17 protein-coding genes are annotated in these 16,653 nt (G+C 69.8%); 11 read left to right on the top strand and 6 right to left on the bottom strand.

The annotated features are described in order from the left end of the window. The first annotated feature begins 98 nt into the window (after positions 1-98). From FHR90_RS10905 to FHR90_RS10895, 3 genes are read left to right on the top strand one after another with little or no spacing between them, the layout of a single operon-like run. Entirely contained in the window at positions 99-293 is a 195-nt protein-coding gene (locus FHR90_RS10905) for a DUF3311 domain-containing protein (protein WP_176626250.1), read from the top strand. Further along, a complete protein-coding gene (locus tag FHR90_RS10900) occupies positions 290-1,771 on the top strand; it encodes a sodium:solute symporter family protein (protein ID WP_183275235.1) in 1,482 nt (493 codons plus the stop codon). Before FHR90_RS10905 ends, FHR90_RS10900 begins: the two co-directional genes overlap by 4 nt. Before the next feature lie 32 nt (positions 1,772-1,803). After that, positions 1,804-2,373, top strand: a complete 570-nt coding sequence (locus FHR90_RS10895; RefSeq protein WP_183275234.1) for a hypothetical protein — start codon at positions 1,804-1,806, stop codon at positions 2,371-2,373. A 176-nt stretch (positions 2,374-2,549) separates the two neighbouring features. Here the strand turns inward: FHR90_RS10895 and FHR90_RS10890 are convergent, their stop codons facing one another. Together FHR90_RS10890 and hemF are read right to left on the bottom strand one after the other, a co-directional pair. After that, on the bottom strand, positions 2,550-3,647 hold the full coding sequence (locus FHR90_RS10890) for a hypothetical protein (protein WP_183275233.1): 1,098 nt from the start codon (positions 3,645-3,647) through the stop codon (positions 2,550-2,552). A 95-nt stretch (positions 3,648-3,742) separates the two neighbouring features. Further along, on the bottom strand, positions 3,743-4,660 hold the full coding sequence (gene hemF, locus FHR90_RS10885; protein WP_183275267.1) for an oxygen-dependent coproporphyrinogen oxidase: 918 nt from the start codon (positions 4,658-4,660) through the stop codon (positions 3,743-3,745). Between the two features lie 116 nt (positions 4,661-4,776). Here hemF and FHR90_RS10880 point away from each other — a divergent pair, with 116 nt between their 5' ends. The 4 genes from FHR90_RS10880 to FHR90_RS10865 all read left to right on the top strand — a co-directional run bounded on the left by FHR90_RS10880 (position 4,777) and on the right by FHR90_RS10865 (position 9,296). Continuing rightward, complete coding sequence (locus tag FHR90_RS10880) at positions 4,777-5,997, top strand: cytochrome b (protein ID WP_183275232.1); 1,221 nt, start codon at positions 4,777-4,779, stop codon at positions 5,995-5,997. Then, entirely contained in the window at positions 5,994-6,692 is a 699-nt protein-coding gene (locus FHR90_RS10875) for a cytochrome c1 (RefSeq protein WP_176626389.1), read from the top strand. Before FHR90_RS10880 ends, FHR90_RS10875 begins: the two co-directional genes overlap by 4 nt. Further along, positions 6,685-7,566 carry an S-methyl-5'-thioadenosine phosphorylase gene (locus tag FHR90_RS10870; RefSeq protein WP_183275231.1) on the top strand — a complete coding sequence of 294 codons (882 nt, stop codon included), beginning with the start codon at positions 6,685-6,687 and terminating at the stop codon, positions 7,564-7,566. The genes FHR90_RS10875 and FHR90_RS10870 overlap by 8 nt, the downstream gene beginning before the upstream one ends. Positions 7,567-7,778: 212 nt before the next feature. Continuing rightward, positions 7,779-9,296 carry a carbohydrate porin gene (locus FHR90_RS10865; protein WP_246330201.1) on the top strand — a complete coding sequence of 506 codons (1,518 nt, stop codon included), beginning with the start codon at positions 7,779-7,781 and terminating at the stop codon, positions 9,294-9,296. Between the two features lie 55 nt (positions 9,297-9,351). Here the strand turns inward: FHR90_RS10865 and FHR90_RS10860 are convergent, their stop codons facing one another. Continuing rightward, a complete protein-coding gene (locus tag FHR90_RS10860) occupies positions 9,352-10,701 on the bottom strand; it encodes an amidohydrolase (RefSeq protein WP_176624886.1) in 1,350 nt (449 codons plus the stop codon). A gap of 191 nt (positions 10,702-10,892) precedes the next feature. Further along, complete coding sequence (locus tag FHR90_RS10855; RefSeq protein ID WP_176624888.1) at positions 10,893-11,048, bottom strand: DUF3309 family protein; 156 nt, start codon at positions 11,046-11,048, stop codon at positions 10,893-10,895. Between the two features lie 174 nt (positions 11,049-11,222). Between FHR90_RS10855 and FHR90_RS10850 the strand changes: the two genes are divergently transcribed. The 4 genes from FHR90_RS10850 to groL all read left to right on the top strand — a co-directional run bounded on the left by FHR90_RS10850 (position 11,223) and on the right by groL (position 14,634). Then, positions 11,223-12,128 carry a DMT family transporter gene (locus tag FHR90_RS10850; protein WP_221188256.1) on the top strand — a complete coding sequence of 302 codons (906 nt, stop codon included), beginning with the start codon at positions 11,223-11,225 and terminating at the stop codon, positions 12,126-12,128. Between the two features lie 5 nt (positions 12,129-12,133). Then, a complete protein-coding gene (locus FHR90_RS10845) occupies positions 12,134-12,343 on the top strand; it encodes a DUF4169 family protein (protein ID WP_183275229.1) in 210 nt (69 codons plus the stop codon). Between the two features lie 243 nt (positions 12,344-12,586). Further along, positions 12,587-12,880, top strand: coding sequence for a co-chaperone GroES (gene groES, locus FHR90_RS10840; protein ID WP_176625061.1), 294 nt, complete (start codon positions 12,587-12,589; stop codon positions 12,878-12,880). Positions 12,881-12,993: 113 nt separating this feature from the next. Continuing rightward, complete coding sequence (gene groL, locus FHR90_RS10835; RefSeq protein ID WP_176625063.1) at positions 12,994-14,634, top strand: chaperonin GroEL; 1,641 nt, start codon at positions 12,994-12,996, stop codon at positions 14,632-14,634. Between the two features lie 111 nt (positions 14,635-14,745). Here the strand turns inward: groL and zigA are convergent, their stop codons facing one another. Continuing rightward, positions 14,746-15,963, bottom strand: a complete 1,218-nt coding sequence (zigA, locus tag FHR90_RS10830; protein ID WP_176625065.1) for a zinc metallochaperone GTPase ZigA — start codon at positions 15,961-15,963, stop codon at positions 14,746-14,748. After that, positions 15,960-16,613, bottom strand: coding sequence for a DUF1826 domain-containing protein (locus tag FHR90_RS10825; RefSeq protein ID WP_183275228.1), 654 nt, complete (start codon positions 16,611-16,613; stop codon positions 15,960-15,962). Before FHR90_RS10825 ends, zigA begins: the two co-directional genes overlap by 4 nt. Positions 16,614-16,653: the final 40 nt, after the last annotated feature.

The raw sequence follows: 16,653 nt of genomic DNA, 5'->3' as shown, positions 1-16,653 counted from the left end.
CACGCTATGAGCAGGACAGACAAACAGGCGTGCCGCCTGCGCGCGTCCCGGGGCATCCTCCGCGGCACGGGCCGGCAAGGACATGCGGGGAGGGTTCGATGAGATTGCTGCTGCTGCTGCTGCCGTTCGCAGGCCTGCTGCTGGTGCCGCTCTACAATGCGCTGACGCCGAAGCTGTGGGGCATTCCGTATTTCTACTGGTATCAGCTCGCCTGGGTGCCGGTGACGTCGCTGCTGCTGTGGATCGTCGATCGCGCCACCCGCTCGGCCAACGCGGCGGAGGACATGCGATGACCAGCAATCCCGTCGCCCTCGCGGTCTTCGCCGTGCTGTTCTTCGGCGCCGCCTTCCTCGGCACGCTCGCGATGCGCCTGCGCCCGCGCGGCGAGGGTGCGGGCACCGGCACCGCGCACGAGGAATGGGGGCTGGGGGGCCGCCGCTTCGGCATCTGGGTGACATGGTTCCTGGTCGGCGGCGACTTCTACACCGCCTATACCGTGATCGCGGTTCCGGCCCTGGTCTACGGGCAGGGCGCATATGGCTTCTTCGCGCTGCCCTACACGATCATCGTCTATCCGTTCATCTTCGCCACCATGCCGCTGCTGTGGCGCTACGCGCAGAAGCACGGCTACATGACCGCCGCCGACATCGTGCGCGGCCGTTTCGGCAGCCGCCCGCTTGAGCTCCTCGTCGCGCTGACTGGGCTGGTCGCGGTGCTGCCCTACATCGCGCTGCAGCTCGTCGGCATCCAGACGGTGATCCACGCTCTCGGCCTGCCCGGGCAGATCCCGCTGATCGTCGCCTTCCTCTCGCTCGCGGTCTATACGTGGCTCGGCGGGCTGCACGCGCCCGCGCTCACCGCCTTCATCAAGGACGTGATGATCTACATCGTGGTCATCGCCGCCGTGACCGTCATCCCGATGCATCTCGGCGGCTACGGCCATGTGTTCGACGCCGCCGCCACCGCCTACACGAAGCCCGGCACCGGCCTGCTGCTGGCGGACGGCAAGATGATGCCCTACGCCACCCTGGCCCTCGGCTCGGCCCTCGCCGCCTTCCTCTACCCGCACACGCTGACCGGCGTGCTCGCCTCGCGCAGCGCGCAGACCATCCGCACCAACGCGGTGATGCTGCCGGCCTACACGCTGCTGCTCGGGCTGATCGCCATGCTCGGCTACATGGCGCATGCCGCCGGCGTCGTGGTGGCCAGGCCCAACGATACCGTGCCGGCGCTGTTCGCGGCGATCTTTCCGTCCTGGTTCCTCGGCTTCGCCTATGCGGCGGTGGCGATCGGCGCGCTGGTGCCGGCCTCGGTGATGGCGATCGGAGCGGCCAACCTCGTCACCCGCAACATCCTCGGCGCGCGGTCGGGCCGCGAGCACGACGCGCGCGAGGCCAGGATCGTCGGCCTGCTGGTCAAGCTCGCGGCCCTCGCCTGCGTGCTGCTGCTCAACCCCCAATACGCGATCTGGCTGCAGACGCTGGGCGGGGTGTGGATCCTGCAGACCCTGCCGGCGCTGATCTGCGGGCTGTTCATCCCGTGGCTGCGCGCGCCCGGGCTGATCGGAGGCTGGCTGGCCGGCATGGTGATCGGCAACTGGCTGGTGTTCTCCGACGGGCTGGTGCCGACGCATTCGCTCGCCGCGATCGGCCTGCCCTGGACGTTCTATACCGGGCTGATCGCGCTCGCCGCCAACCTCGTCGTCTCGCTCGGGCTCAGCGCGCTGCTGCGCACCGGCCGGGCCGGCGTGCAGCCGCGGCCGGCGCTCTGAGCCGCGCCGCCCCGCTGCGCGCGCGCCTGCCGGTGCCCGCCAATCCGGCCGAGCGGCTGCTGCTGCTGGTCGCCGCGGGGCTGTTCGCGCTCGCCGTGCTGCTGATGCTGCTGCCGTGGGGCGGCGATCCCGGGCCGGGACGCTTCCCCCTGGTCGCCACCGTCCCGCCGACCGACAACGCGGCCGGCCGCGATGTGGCCGCGGATTCGGCCGTCGCCCTGGCGCGGCCGCTGTTCGCCCAGAACCGCCGCCCACCCGACATCGCCGCCTCCGGCCCCGCCGAACTGCCGCGCCTGGCCGGGGTGATCGTCGGGGGCGGCACGCCGCCGAAGGCGATCTTCGCCGCCACCGGCGACGACAAGCCGCCTGTGCTCGGCATCGGCCAGTCGATCGCCGGCCACACCCTCCGTGCCATCACGCCGAACGGCGTCACCCTCGACAACGGCACCGTCCTGCACCCGACCTTCGCCACCGGCGCCGACGGCGCCGCTCCCGCCGCTCCGCCCGCCGGCCTGCCGACGATGTTCACCACCGCCCCGCACATGCCCGGCATGCCGCTGCCCTTCGGCGGCACCCGCCCGGGCATCCGCCCGCCGAACTGACGCGGGCATGCCGGATCGGCTGCTCCGGCTGCTGGGCGGGCCGTGGTGCCGGCTGTCTGCTGGTCGACCGCCACTGCGCGTATTTCGTCCCGGCCATGCGGATGGCCCGTATCCGCGCTGATCTGCCCTGAGCAGACCATGGCCGGCGTGTCGACGTGCCTCGTCCGGGCTCCGGGTCAGGCCGGGCGCCAGCCGGCGGTGTCGGCCAGCCAGCGGCGCAGCGCAAAGGTTGCCGCCTCGCTGCCCAGCGCCGTCTGGCAGGCCGGCAGGCAGGCCGGAGCAGCAAGCAGGCCCGGCGTGGCGGGCAGGCCGCGCGCCGCGCGCCGCCAGGTCGCCACCATCGCCGCGGGTGCGAGGGCCGGCAGCATCACCCCCGACAGCAGCCGCGCCGCCGCCGTTCCCGCCTGCCAGGCGTCGAACAGCGCGCCGGAGGGGGTTCGCCCCGCAGTGGTCGCATACTGCACGAACGAGGGCAGCGCGGGCAGGGCCGGGTCGCGCTCGGAGCCCAGACTGAACGCCGCCGTTGCCGCCTCGCCGGCGAAGCTGCCCAGCGTGGAGGCGGTGTCGGTGCCCAGCAGCAGGGCGGCATCGATGCGCCCGTCGATCAGCGCGCGCCGTCGCTCCTCGTCATCGCCGAGCCCCGGCACCGCCACCACCTTGGCGCCCAGCAGCGACAGCGCCAGCCAGGCCGGCAGCTCCACCCCGGTCGGGCTGGTGGCGGCGAGACGGATCGTCACGTCCGGCCCCGGCGTCGGGGTGTCGTGGCGCAGCACCAGCGCCCCCGACCCGAGCCGGGCCGCCACCGGCATCCAGCGGGAGGGATCGAAATGCACCCGCGGATCGCCGGCCAGCCACGCCAGCCACGCGGTACCCGGCGCGACCAGCGCGGTGTTGCCGTCCGGCGCGGTGAGACTGTCGAACTGGTTCGCGCCGGTCACGCCGTCCTGTCCGACGGTGTCGGTGACGCCGAGCGGCGCATGCGCCGGCAGCGCATGACCCAGCGCGTCGGCGATGGCACTGGCGAACGCACCGCTGGCGCTGTCGGCCGAGCCCGCCACCAGCAGCCCCGGATCGTGCATCGGTGGCGGCGCGATGCCGAGCATCGCCGCGGTGAGCTGCACCCGTTCGCGCAGGGCATGGCCGAGCCGATGGACGTTGTCATGCAGCCCCTGCGCCCGGGCAGACCCGGCCGTCACCACCAGCGCCGCTCCGCCGCCCAGCAGGGCGCGGCGGGTCAGCCGCAAGGTTCGATCGGCACTCGATGGATGCAACAACAGGGCTCCGCTCGGCATGGACGCATACGGGATGCCATCCACCCCGCCTTGCGCTCAATAGCTGATCGGGGCGTTGTGGCTCAAATCGGGCGGGATCAGGGCCATTTCGCCTCGGGCGGCAGGCTCATCAGGATCGCATCCACGTTGCCCCCCGTCTGCAGCCCGAACAGCGTGCCGCGGTCGTGCAACAGGTTGAACTCCGCATAGCGGCCGCGGCGGACGAGCTGATGGGCGCGATCGGCCTCGCTCCACGCGTCATGCATCCGCCGACGGATGATCGCCGGGTAGGCTTCGAGGAAGGCGAGGCCGACATCGCGGGTGAAGGCGAAATCCGCCTCCGGCTCGCCGCTGTCGAGACGGTCGTAGAAGATGCCGCCCAGGCCGCGCGGCTCGTTGCGGTGCGGCAGCCAGAAATAGCGGTCGCACCACTCCTTGAAGCGCGGATAATACTCCGGGTCGTGCGCGTTGCAGGCGCGGCGGAAGGCGTCGTGAAACGTGGCCGCATCCGCCTTCGCGCTGTCGGCCTCCATGAACATCGGCGTGATGTCGCCGCCGCCGCCGAACCAGCCGCGCGTGGTCATGATCATGCGCGTGTTCATGTGCGCCGCCGGCACGTGCGGATTGCGCATGTGCGACACCAGCGAGATCCCCGCCGCCCAGAAGCGCGGATCCTCGGCGGCCCCGGGGATCTGCGCGCGGAAGGCCGGTGAGAACACCCCGTGCACCACCGAGACGTTCACCCCCACCTTCTCGAACACCCGCCCGCCGCGCATCACCGCCATCGTGCCGCCGCCGCCCTCGCCGGCCTCGGCGTCGGGACGCTGCCACGACGTGCGCTCGAACCGCCCGGCCGGCAGGTCGGCGAAGGGCAGGGCAGCACCCGTCGGATAATCGTCCTCGATCCCCTCGAACGCCGCGCAGATGCGGTCGCGCAGGCTCGCGAACCACGCCGCCGCCGGCTCGCGCAGCGCACGGTGTCGGTCGGCGTCGCTCTGACCCCGGCTGCGGGCCATGGTCTCGGTCAGGGGGTCGGCATTCATGGCGAAGAGGTACTTTCCATCGGGTTGCGGCCGAAATGACCGCTGCTTAGAGTGCCCCGGTCCATTCCGGGGAGCCGCATTTGCCATCCATGACTCCGGCGACCCGCCTCGACCTTGATCCGGATCAAGCCCCGGAGCCTGCCACCGGATCGTGGCTCGAACGGCGCCTGCCGGTCGGCCGGGCCCTGCGTCGGGAATACCGCGACTATCCCCTGCCGCGAAACCTCAACGCGCTGTGGTTCTTCGGCGCCTTCGCGGTCGTCACCCTCGCGGCGATGATCGTCACCGGGATCTGCCTCGCGCTGCACTACACCCCCACCGAGGCCGGCGCGTTCGATTCCGTCGAGGCGATCATCCGCCGCGTGCCGTCGGGCTGGATCCTGCGCAGCGTGCACATGGCCGGCGCGTCCTGCTTCTTCGCCGTGCTCTACGTCCATATCTTCCGTGGTCTGTACTACGGCTCCTACAAGGCGCCGCGCGAGGTGCTGTGGCTGTCGGGCTTCGTCGCCCTGCTGATGGTGATGGCCACCGCCTTCTTCGGCTACGTGCTGCCCTGGGGGCAGATGTCGTACTGGGGCGCGGTGGTGGTCGGCAATGCGGTCGCCGCCATCCCGCTGATCGGCCACCCGCTGGCCGGCATGCTGCTCGGCGGCGACGCACCCGGTGCCGCCACCCCGATGCGCTTCTTCGTGCTGCACATGCTGTGCGGCGGGCTGATCTGCGCGGTGCTGTTCATCCACATCGCCGCCCTGCACGTCACCGGCTCCAACAACCCCGCCGGCATCGAGCCGCGCAGCCCCGCCGACACCCTGCCGATGCACCCGTTCTACACCACCAAGGACGGCGTCGGGCTGTGCCTCTTCCTCGCCGTCCTGCTCGGCCTCGCCTTCCTCGCCCCCGCGCTGCTCACCGAGGCCGACAACTACCTCCCCGCCAACCCGCTGCTCACCCCGCCCGACATCACCCCGGAATGGTATTTCACCCCGTTCTACGCCCTGTTGCGCTCGGTGCCGTCGCGTCTCGGCGGGCTGCTGCTGGCCGGGGCCGCGCTGGCGGTGGTCGCCGCCGTGCCCTGGCTCGACCGCGCGCCCACCCGCTCCGCCCGCTTCCGACCGCTCGCCCGTCCGGCCTGGTTCGCGATGGCGGCGAGCTTCCTGCTGCTCGGCCTCGCCGGCAGCCACGAGGCGACGGGGTTCTGGCTCTGGCTCGGCCGGCTGGCGGGGCTGTACTGGTTCCTCCATTTCCTCGTCCTGCTGCCGCTGATCGCCCGCATCGAACGCCCGCTGCCGCTGCCGACCTCGCTCGCATGAAACCCGTCCTCCTCGCCGCTTTCGCCGCCCTGCTGCCGGGCGTGACCCTCGCCGCGCCGATCCGCGAGGAGGGGGCGGCCCGCCGCGGTCTCGCCGTCTATCATCAGGTCTGCTCGGTCTGTCACAGCCTCTCGCATGTCGAGATCGGCGACCTCGCCGGCCTCGGCCTGTCCGACAGACAGCTCCGCGACCTCGCCGCCGACATCCAGGTCGCCGGCCCCCCCGGCCCCGACGGCACCCCCACCACCCGCGCCGCCAACCTCTCCGACCGGCTGCTGTCGCATTTCCCCGACGAGGCCTCCGCCCGCGCCGCCAACAACGGCGCCCTCCCGCCCGACCTCTCCGAGATCGCCCGCACCCGGCAAGGCGGCGCGCACCGCATCTTCACCCTGCTCACCGGCTACACCGACCCGCCCAAGGGTGTGAGCGTCCCCGACGGCCAGTTCTACAACGCCGCCACCCACACCCATCTGATCGCCATGCCGCCGCCGCTCGCCGACGGCGCCGTCACCTACGATGACGGAACCAACCCCACCCTTGCACAGGAAGCCCACGACGCGGCCGCCTTCCTCGCCTGGAGTGCCGATCCGCATCGCAGCGCACGCCACTGGCTGGGGGGTGTGACGATCGCCTTCCTTGCTGTATTGGCCGGCCTGGTTTTCGCACTCAAGCGGAGGGTCTGGTCGCGTGTCTGAAACCTTCGAACCCGTCATCGGCCTGATCGGCGGCTCCGGCGTCTATGACATCGACGGCCTGACCGACAAGGAATGGAAGACCATCGACACCCCCTGGGGCGCACCGTCGGACGCGCTGCTGCATGGCCGCCTCGACGGCGTGCGCTGCGTCTTCCTCCCCCGCCACGGCCGCGGCCACCCGATCCCGCCCTCGCGCCTGAACTACCGCGCCAACATCGCCGCGCTGAAGATCGCCGGTGTCACCGACATCGTCTCGCTCTCCGCCGTCGGCTCGCTGCGCGAGGACCTCTCGCCCGGCACCTTCGTCATCATCGACCAGTTCATCGACCGCAGCTTCGCGCGCGAGAAATCCTTCTTCGACACCGGCTGCGTGGCCCATGTCGCGATGGCCGACCCGCTCTGCCCGCGCATCGGCGACATCCTCGACTCCACCGCCCGCGAACTCGCCCTGAGCGTGGTCCGCGGCGGCACCTACCTGGTGATGGAAGGCCCGCAATTCTCCACCCGCGCCGAAAGCGAGCTCTACCGGAGCTGGGGCTGCGCGGTGATCGGCATGACCAACATGCCCGAGGCCAAGCTCGCCCGCGAAGCCGAGCTCTGCTACGCCACCGTCGCCATGGTCACCGACTATGATTGCTGGCACGACGACCACGACAGCGTCACCGTCGACGCGGTGGTCAAGGTCATGACCGCCAACGCCGCCAACGCCCGCGCCCTGGTCCGCGCCGTCATCCCCCGCCTCGGCACGCCGCGCGGTCCCTGCCCGGCGGGCTGCGACCGCGCCCTCGATCACGCCATCATCACCAGCCCCGATGCGCGCGATCCGGCGCTCGTCGAGAAGCTGCGCAGCATCGCCGGTCGCGTGCTCGCCTGAACGCAGGGGGCGCCGCCCCCTGCACCCCCGGCAAAGGGCTGAGCCCTTTGCAATCCCGATTGCGCATGAAACCGAGGTGCAGGAGGCCGAGCCTCCTGCCGGGGTGCAGGGGCAGCGCCCCTGCGACCACGACGCAACTCCCGCGACCCGGTCTCGTTGCGGACCGGGAAGAGAAATCGGCCGCACAACAGGCCGCCGCGCGGGAGATGGCCATGAGGAACGTCTGTATCCTGGCCGCGATGGGCGTCCTCTCGCTGCCGACGCTCCACGCCCAGCCCGCCCCGCCTGTCGTCCCCACCGGAACCGTGCGGATCTCCGGCAGTGCCAAGGGCAGTGCGACCCAGTTGCCCAAGCATCCCGCCTCGCTCTGGGGCAGCCCCTATGACCGCTCGCTCGACACGCTCGGCATCGCCCGCGTGCCGCCGCCACCACTCGTGCCGGAGCCGTTCCTGCCGCAGAGCCTGGCCGCCTGGCTGAAACAGAAGACCTTCACCGGCAACTGGGGCGGCGAGCGTGTGCGCCTCGACAACGAGGGCATCGATTTCGTCGGTCGTTACTTCCAGGAAACATCGGGCAATCCCGTCGGCGGCAGCGCTCAGGCCCTGCGCTATGCGCATGAGGTGGCCCTCGGCGCGGACGTCAACTTCGCCCAGCTCACCGGCACCAATTACGGCATGCTGCACGTGCTGATCACCGAGCGCGCCGGGCTCGGGCTCGTCAACACGCTGCCCGCACTCGACTCGCCTCAGGAAATCTACGGCGGCGGCCAGACCGTGCGCCTCAGCCGGCTGTCCTGGGAGCGCGAGTTCGGCCGATATCTCGAAACCGAGCTCGGCTGGATGAACACCGAAGACGAGTTCGCCCAGTCCAACCTGCACTGGGGCCTCAACCTTTACTGTCAGTTCCAGTCCGATGCGCTCTGCGGCGTGCCCGAGGCGGTCTACAACAACGCCGCCTACAGCTACTATCCGACCGCGGTGCCGGCGGCGCGCATCAGGCTGTTCCCGTTCGGCGACCATCGCATGATGATCGCCGCCGGCATCTACAGCGCCGACCCGACGATCGTGAATTCCCACAATGGCTGGAAGCTCGGCCTGCATGGCGCCACCGGCACCTACATTCCCGTGCAGGTCGGCTGGCATTTCGGCGGCACCGACACCAAGGGCGCGCTGCCGACCAACATCGTGATCGGCGGCTACCGCGACAGCTCCGAGGTCGACAACGTCGTCGCCGCCCAGCTCAAGGCGATCGAGCCCACGGGTGCGAGCCTCGGCGAACTGCCCGCCCAGCAGATCCGCGGCCGCTTCGGCGGCTGGGTCCAGGCCGAACACATGCTGCAACGCGACGCCCATGATCCCGCCCGCGGCACGGTGGCGTTCGCGACCTTCATCTGGGGCGACCCGCGCACCGCCATCTCGCCCTATTACGTCACCTTCGGCCTCGTCCGCCACGGCACCTTCGCCAGCCGCCCCGACGACACGTTCTCGATCGGCGGCAAGCTCGATTTCGTCAACCGCAAGCTCGCCGACTACGTCTCCACCCAGCAGCTCGCCGGCAACACCACCCTGCTGCGCCCCAGCAGCGAACACGCGGTCGAGATGAACTACGGCTGGCACCCCGCCGGCTGGCTCCTGATCCGTCCCGGCCTGCAATATTACTGGCACCCCGGCGGCACCAACCGCACCCCCAACGCCCTGCTGCTCGACCTTGAGACCGGCGTGACATTCTGACGCCTGCGATGACACGACCTCGGCTCGCAGAGCGAATGCAGCGCAGAGCGGTCCGTCAACGGCCCCCGTCGTGAGCCACCATCAGCACCGCGAGCGTCAGGGTCTCGACGCCGGTGCGGATGGTCGGTTCGGGAACCGGCGCGAAATAAGGCGAATGGTTGACCGGCAGCGGTCTGCCCTCGGCCTTGTACTGCGCGATCGTCTTCGGATCATAGCCGCCGATGCCGAAATAGACCGATTTCGCCATCCCCGCCGCGACGAATTCCGAATAATCCTCGCTGGCGCTGATACCGGGCAGAGTGGCCGGAACGAGCGTGACATGCCCGGCGCCGAGCGCGGTCTTCAGCATCCCCGCCGCCGATGCGGACAGGTCCGGATCGTTGATGACGGACCCCGCACCGAAGGCGTGTTTCACCTCCGGCGCCGGCGCGTGCGCCATGTCGGCGACCGCCTTGGCCGTCGTGGCGACGCCATCGGTCAACAGCTTGCGGACGTCCGGGTCGAACGAGCGCAGCGTGAGCTGCAGGTCTGCATGGTCGGGAATGATATTGGCCACCGTCCCGGCGTTGAACGATCCGACGGTGATCACGCCGAATTTCTGGGGGTCCTTCTGCCGGCTGATCACGGTCTGCACATCGTCGACGAAGTGCGCACCTTCCACGATCGGGTCGATGCTCTTGTCCGGCATCGAGCCATGGGCGCCGACGCCATGGAAGGTCACCAGGAGCGTGTCGGTGGCCGAGCTGGTCACGCCCTGCTTGACGGTGATCTGGCCGATCGGCGCCGGGCCGACATGGGCGGCGAAGCCGAAATCGGGCCTGGGGAACCGGGTGAACAGCCCGTCGTCGAGCATCGCCTTCGCACCGGAGATGATTTCCTCGGCAGGCTGGCCGACGAACATCAGCGTGCCGTGCCACTGGTCCTTCATCGCGAGCAGCGCCTCGGCCGTGCCCACCCACCAGGCCATGTGGCTGTCATGACCGCAGGCATGAGCGACAGGGGTGAGCTTGCCGTCGACGCTCTGCTGCGCGTGGCTCGCATAGGCGAGCCCGGTCTTTTCCTCCAGCGGGAGTGCGTCCAGCTCGGTCCTCACCAGCACCACCGGGCCCGGCCCGTTCCTGTAGATCGCGACGATGCCGGTCCGCCCGACATGCTCGGTCACCGTGAACCCCAGCCTGCGCATCCGTTCCGCCAGCAGGGCTGCGGTCCTGACTTCCTGAAAGCCGATTTCGGGATGCTGGTGGATATCCTTGTAGAGCGCCTCCAGCGCCGGATAATCCCTGTCCAGCTCGGCATCGATCCGCGCCTTCGCGGCAGCCGCATCGAAGGACGCGGCCGGAACCTCCGCCCGACCGAGCGCGGGGGCCCCCGCCAGTGCGGCCATCAACAGCGTCATCCTGCGCATCGTCATCTCCCTGCACGAGCCAACCGTTCGTCACACAACGCCAACGATCCTGCGCAGGAAATCCATGGCTTCGCCGCCATCGCCCGGCTGAACAACTGGGTCGGCCCCGAGACCGCGCTGACGTTGCAGGCCAAGAAAAAGGCCATCCGGAATACACCGGATGGCCTTGTCGAGATCCTTGCGGGATGCGGTCAGATTCGACCCATCACCAGCAGGATGATCACGATGATCACGATCAGCCCCAGCCCGCCCGACGGGCCATAGCCCCAGCCGCTGGAGTAGCCCCAGCTCGGCAGGGCGCCGATCAGGAGCAGGATCAGGATGACGAGCAGGATCGTACCAAGCATGTGTCTACCTCCCAGTTGACGCCGAACGGGAGGATGCGCCCTTGCGCGACAGGCCACCCGGTCGATACACGCCGCTAACGATGCGCGGGCCCATTGGTTCAAAGCCCGTCGTGAGAGCGTGGAAAAGGTGTAGCGATGGCGGCGGCAGGTGCTGTGCGTGAAGCTCCGACGCACATGAGCGGCCGCGACTGGGCCGCACTGCTGTTCCTCTCGCTGCTGTGGGGCGCATCGTTCTTCTTCTACAAGATCCTCGACGCCGCCCTGCCGCCGATGACCATCTCGCTCGGCCGCGTCGGCATCGGCGCCCTCGCACTCAATGTCGTCCTGCGCGCCCGCGGCCTGCGGCTGTCGCGCGCGCTGCCGTGGGGCCGGCTGACCATCGTCGGGCTGCTGTCCTCCGCGCTGCCCTTCATCCTGTTCGCCGCCGCCGAGCAGCACATCAGCTCCTCGCTCGCCGCCCTGCTCAACGCGATGACGCCGATCAACGCGGTGCTGATCGCGCCGCTGTTCCGTGACGGCGGCGGCTGGACGCGCTGGCGGCTGCTGGGTGCGGCGTCGGGGCTGCTCGGGGTGGCGATCCTGCTCGGCGTCGACGCGCTCTCCGGCCTGGGACGCGACGGGCTGCTCGGACAGGTCGAGGTGCTGGCCGCCACGGTCTGCTACGCCGTCGCCGGCCATGTCGGACGCGGCCTGCGCGGCGTCCCGCCGATGATCGTCGCCACCGCGCAGATGACCGCGGGCGCGGCGGTCATCGCCCCCTTCGCGCTGGTCATCGACCACCCCTGGACGCTGCCGGTGCCGGGCGCGGAGGTCTGGGCCGCCCTGCTCGGCATCGCGCTGCTCGGCTCCGCCCTCGCCTACATCATCTTCTTCTCGCTCATCGCCCGGGTGGGCGCGACCAACACCATGCTGGTCACCTTTCTCTCGCCGCTCAGCGCGCTGCTGCTCGGCTGGCTGCTGCTTGGCGAACATCTGCCCGGCCGCACCTGGATCGGCGTCGCCTTCATCGCGCTCGGCCTGCTCTGCGTGGAAGGCCTGCTGCCGCGTGCGCTTGCCCGTCTGCGTGCCCGGAGGCGGTGAGCATCATGGCCGACATCATCAACCTCCGCCGCCACCGCAAGGCCCGCGCACGCGCTGCCGAATCGGCCGAGGCCGACGCCAACCGGGCGAAATTCGGCCGCACCCGTGCGGAGCGCGACCGCGCGCAGGCCGAGACCGCCGGGCGCGACCGCCTGCTCGACGGCGCGCGAGTCGACGCGGACACGTCATTTGCCCCCGGCTCGGAGACGGATTAATCCCGTCCCGACACCGCCCGCGGATCGGTGAAAAAACACCGCCCGCAGCCCCGTTGACACACCCCATACGGACGCCTACATGCCGTTTTGGCACTCGGACGCTTCGAGTGCCAGACAGCCTCCGGCGGCTGGCTTGCCGCCCGTCATGCGAGACGGGCGCGGCGCCGGTGGCTGTAGGTGGCAACCAACCGGGCTGTGCCGCTTGCAGATGAGGGCGCGGCCCATCAGAGAGGAGCGCTTCGCATGGCGAAGTTTCGTCCGCTGCACGACCGCGTGGTCGTCCGTCGCCTCAATGGCGAGGAAAAGACCAAGGGCGGCATCATCATCCCCGACACCGCCAAGGAAAAGCCCTCCGAGGGCGAGGTCGTGGCCGTCGGCCCCGGCGCGCGCAACGAGCAGGGCCAGATCGTCGCCCTCGAGCTCAAGTCGGGCGACCGCATCCTGTTCGGCAAGTGGTCGGGCACCGAGGTGAAGGTCGACGGCGAGGAGCTGCTGATCATGAAGGAAAGCGACGTGATGGGCGTGATCGAGGCCTGATCTGCGGTCGTCCGGGCGAAGCCCGGGCGTGAATCGCAGATCCAGACAAGGCCTCTCGCGCCGATCCGCTTTTCCAGGGCTTCTGAACGAATTCGCTCCAAGGAGTAGGTAACATGGCAGTCAAAGACGTCCGTTTCGGCGGTGATGCCCGCCAGCGCATGCTGCGCGGTGTCGACATCCTCGCCGACGCAGTGAAGGTCACCCTCGGCCCCAAGGGCCGCAACGTGGTCATCGACAAGAGCTTCGGCGCCCCGCGCATCACCAAGGACGGTGTGACGGTGGCCAAGGAGATCGAGCTGGCCGACAAGTTCGAGAACATGGGCGCCCAGATGGTGCGCGAAGTGGCCTCGAAGACCAACGATCTGGCCGGTGACGGCACCACCACCGCGACCGTGCTCGCCCAGGCGATCGTGCGCGAGGGTGCGAAGGCGGTGGCCGCCGGCGTGAACCCGATGGACCTCAAGCGCGGCATCGACAAGGCCGTCGCCGTCGTCGTCGATGAGCTCAAGAAGAACACCCGCAAGATCACCACCCCCGGCGAGACCGCGCAGGTCGGCACCATCTCCGCCAACGGCGAGACCGAGATCGGCGAAATGATCAGCCAGGCCATGCAGAAGGTCGGCAACGAGGGCGTGATCACCGTCGAGGAAGCCAAGGGCCTGCACACCGAGCTCGACGTCGTCGAGGGCATGCAGTTCGACCGTGGCTACATCTCGCCGTATTTCATCACCAACGCCGAGAAGATGATCGCGGACCTCGACAGCCCGTACATCCTCATCCACGAGAAGAAGCTCTCGTCGCTGCAGCCGATGCTGCCGCTGCTCGAGGCGGTCGTGCAGTCGGGTCGTCCGCTGCTCATCATCGCCGAGGACGTCGATGGCGAGGCGCTGGCCACCCTGGTGGTCAACAAGCTGCGCGGTGGCCTCAAGATCGCCGCCGTCAAGGCGCCGGGCTTCGGTGACCGTCGCAAGGCGATGCTCGAGGACATCGCGATCCTGACCGGTGGCCAGGTGATCAGCGAGGACCTCGGCATCAAGCTCGAGAGCGTCACGCTCCAGCAGCTCGGCCGTGCGAAGAAGGTGCTGATCGAGAAGGAGAACACCACGATCGTCGAGGGTGTCGGCGAGAAGGACGAGATCCAGGGTCGCTGCGCTCAGATCCGCGCCCAGATCGAGGACACCACCTCCGACTACGATCGTGAGAAGCTCCAGGAGCGTCTCGCGAAGCTGGCCGGCGGTGTCGCGGTGATCCGCGTCGGCGGTGCGTCCGAGGTCGAGGTCAAGGAGCGCAAGGACCGCGTCGACGACGCGCTGCATGCGACCCGTGCGGCCGTCGAGGAAGGCATCGTCCCCGGTGGCGGCACCGCCCTTGCCCGTGCGTCGGTGGTGCTGCAGGCGCTCAGCCACGACAACGAGGACCAGAAGTTCGGCATCGAGATCGTCCGCAAGGCGATCCAGGCGCCGCTGCGTCAGATCGCCCAGAACGCGGGCGAGGACGGTGCGGTGATCGCCGGCAAGGTGCTGGAGAACTCCTCCTACACCTTCGGCTTCGACGCCCAGAAGCTCGAGTACAAGGACCTCGTCGAGGCCGGCATCATCGACCCGACCAAGGTCGTGCGCACGGCCCTGCAGGACGCGGCCTCGGTCGCCGGCCTGCTGGTGACCACCGAGGCGATGATCGCCGAGAAGCCCGAGAAGAAGGCCCCCGCGGCCGCTCCGGGCGGCATGGGCGGCATGGGCGACATGGACTTCTAAGTCCGCGTCTCCTCGTCACGAAAGGGCGGCCCTCGGGCCGCCCTTTTTTGTCTCCGGATCGGGGGGGCGGGGCCGTTGGCCCCGGCGGGTGCAGGGCAGCGCCCCGCAGCCTCAGTCGCCGCCCCGACGCCACGGCTCAAACGGATCCGGCAGTCGCTTCCAGCGATCCGGGCCGCCACGATATTCGGCGTCGGTCAGCAGGCAGGCATCGAGACGCCGGCGCAGGGCCCGCTCGTCCATCTCCACGCCGATGAACACGATCTCCTGCCGCCGGTCGCCGTAAGGCTCGATCCAGTTGGCCTCGATGCCCGCGCGCCATCGTGGATCGTCCGGCCAGCGCTCGGGCCCGACGGCGGCGAACCACAGGCCACCCGGCCCGTGCCGGCCGACCGCACCGGCGAGCTGCCAGGTGCCGGCCCAGTCCATCCGGCTGGCGAGCCAGAAGAAGCCCTTCGCCCGGATCACCCCCGGCAGATCGCTCTCCAGCAGGCGTTTCCACCGCGCGGGATGCAGCGGGCGGCGCGCCTTCCACACGAAGGAAGCGATGCCGAACTCCTCGCTCTCGGGGATGTGCCCGCCCGCCAGCGCCTGCGACCAGCCGGCGGCCTGCTGCGCGCGCTCGAAATCGAAGCGCCCGGTGTCCAGCACCTCCGAAAGCGCCACGCGCCCCTCCGCGCTCGCGACGATCGCCGCCCCCGGATTGAAGGTCGCGATGATGCCGGCGAGGCGGCGGAGTTCGGCGTCGGAGACCAGGTCGGTCTTGTTGAGCACGATGGTGTCGGCGAACTCGATCTGCTCGACCAGCAGATCGACCAGCATGCGGCCATCCTCCTGCCCCGCCGTCTCGCCGCGATCGGCGAGGCTGTCGCGCGAGCCGTAATCGCGCAGGAAGGCGGCCGCATCCACCACGGTCACCATCGTATCGAGCCGCGCGATGTCCGACAGGGATACGCCCTCCTCGGAGCGGAAATCGAAGGTTGCGGCGACCGGCATGGGCTCGGACACCCCTGTGCTCTCGATCACCAGCGCATCGAAACGCCCTTCGGCGGCGAGTTTCGTCACCTCCTGCATCAGGTCGTCGCGCAGCGTGCAGCAGATGCAGCCGTTCGACATCTCGACCAGCCGCTCCTCGGTGCGCGACAGCCCGCCCTCGCGCGCCACCAGCGCGGCATCGATATTGACCTCGCTCATGTCGTTGACGATGACCGCCACCCGACGCCCCTCGCGGTTGGCGAGGATGTGGTTGAGCAGCGTGGTCTTGCCCGCGCCCAGAAAGCCGGAAAGCACGGTGACCGGCAATCGCGCCGGCAATGTCCGGGCAATGGTCATTCCTGATCTCCCATGATCTCGTCGATGCAGAAAACGATCCGTTGCTCGTCGCCGCCCCTCTGGCGCGGGGAGCGATGGATGCAGCCGCCCTGGGTCAGGCCCGGCCAGCGCTCCCCCTTGAGCAGGGCGACATCCCAGGGGGCGAGCGTGTGGGGCACCAGCCCGGCGGGCAGCTCCGCGTCGTCCTGCGGCAGCGCCGCCGCCGCCGGTCCGCCACCCCCGAGCGCCAGCCATTCGGTGCCCGGTCCGGCATAGGTGCACAGCAGGCGCAGCGCGACCTGATCGGTGTGAAAGCGCGGGCAGCCTGCCTCGATCAGTCCTTCGAGACGCAGCCGCAACCGCGTGCTGCCGCTGAGCAGCCCGAACACCATCGCCAGCCCGTGCATGTCCTCGATCAGCGCGCCCGGCGCCGGGCCGGGCAGGGCGGCGGCCAGCCGGGTCGTCACCGTCGTCGCATGTCCCTCGACCGCGACGCAGAACGGTGCCTGGTCGAGCAGTGCCGCGAGCTCGACCGGCCGTGGCCTTCGACACCAGACGGCCAGCGACAGGGCGGGCCGCCGTGCGGTCGACCACAGCACGTCGAGATCCGGGCCGGCGATGGAAAACGCCGCGTCCGGGCAGCCCGGCAGGAATTGTTCGACGACCAACATAACCGAACGAGTAGAACGTTATAACATGACATTCAAGGCG

It is taken from the genome of Endobacter medicaginis (assembly GCF_014192375.1).
Taxonomy (GTDB): Bacteria; Pseudomonadota; Alphaproteobacteria; order Acetobacterales; family Acetobacteraceae; genus Endobacter; species Endobacter medicaginis.
The sequence above is the reverse complement of the archived record's forward strand: the minus strand, read 5'-3'. Positions and strand labels throughout refer to the sequence as shown.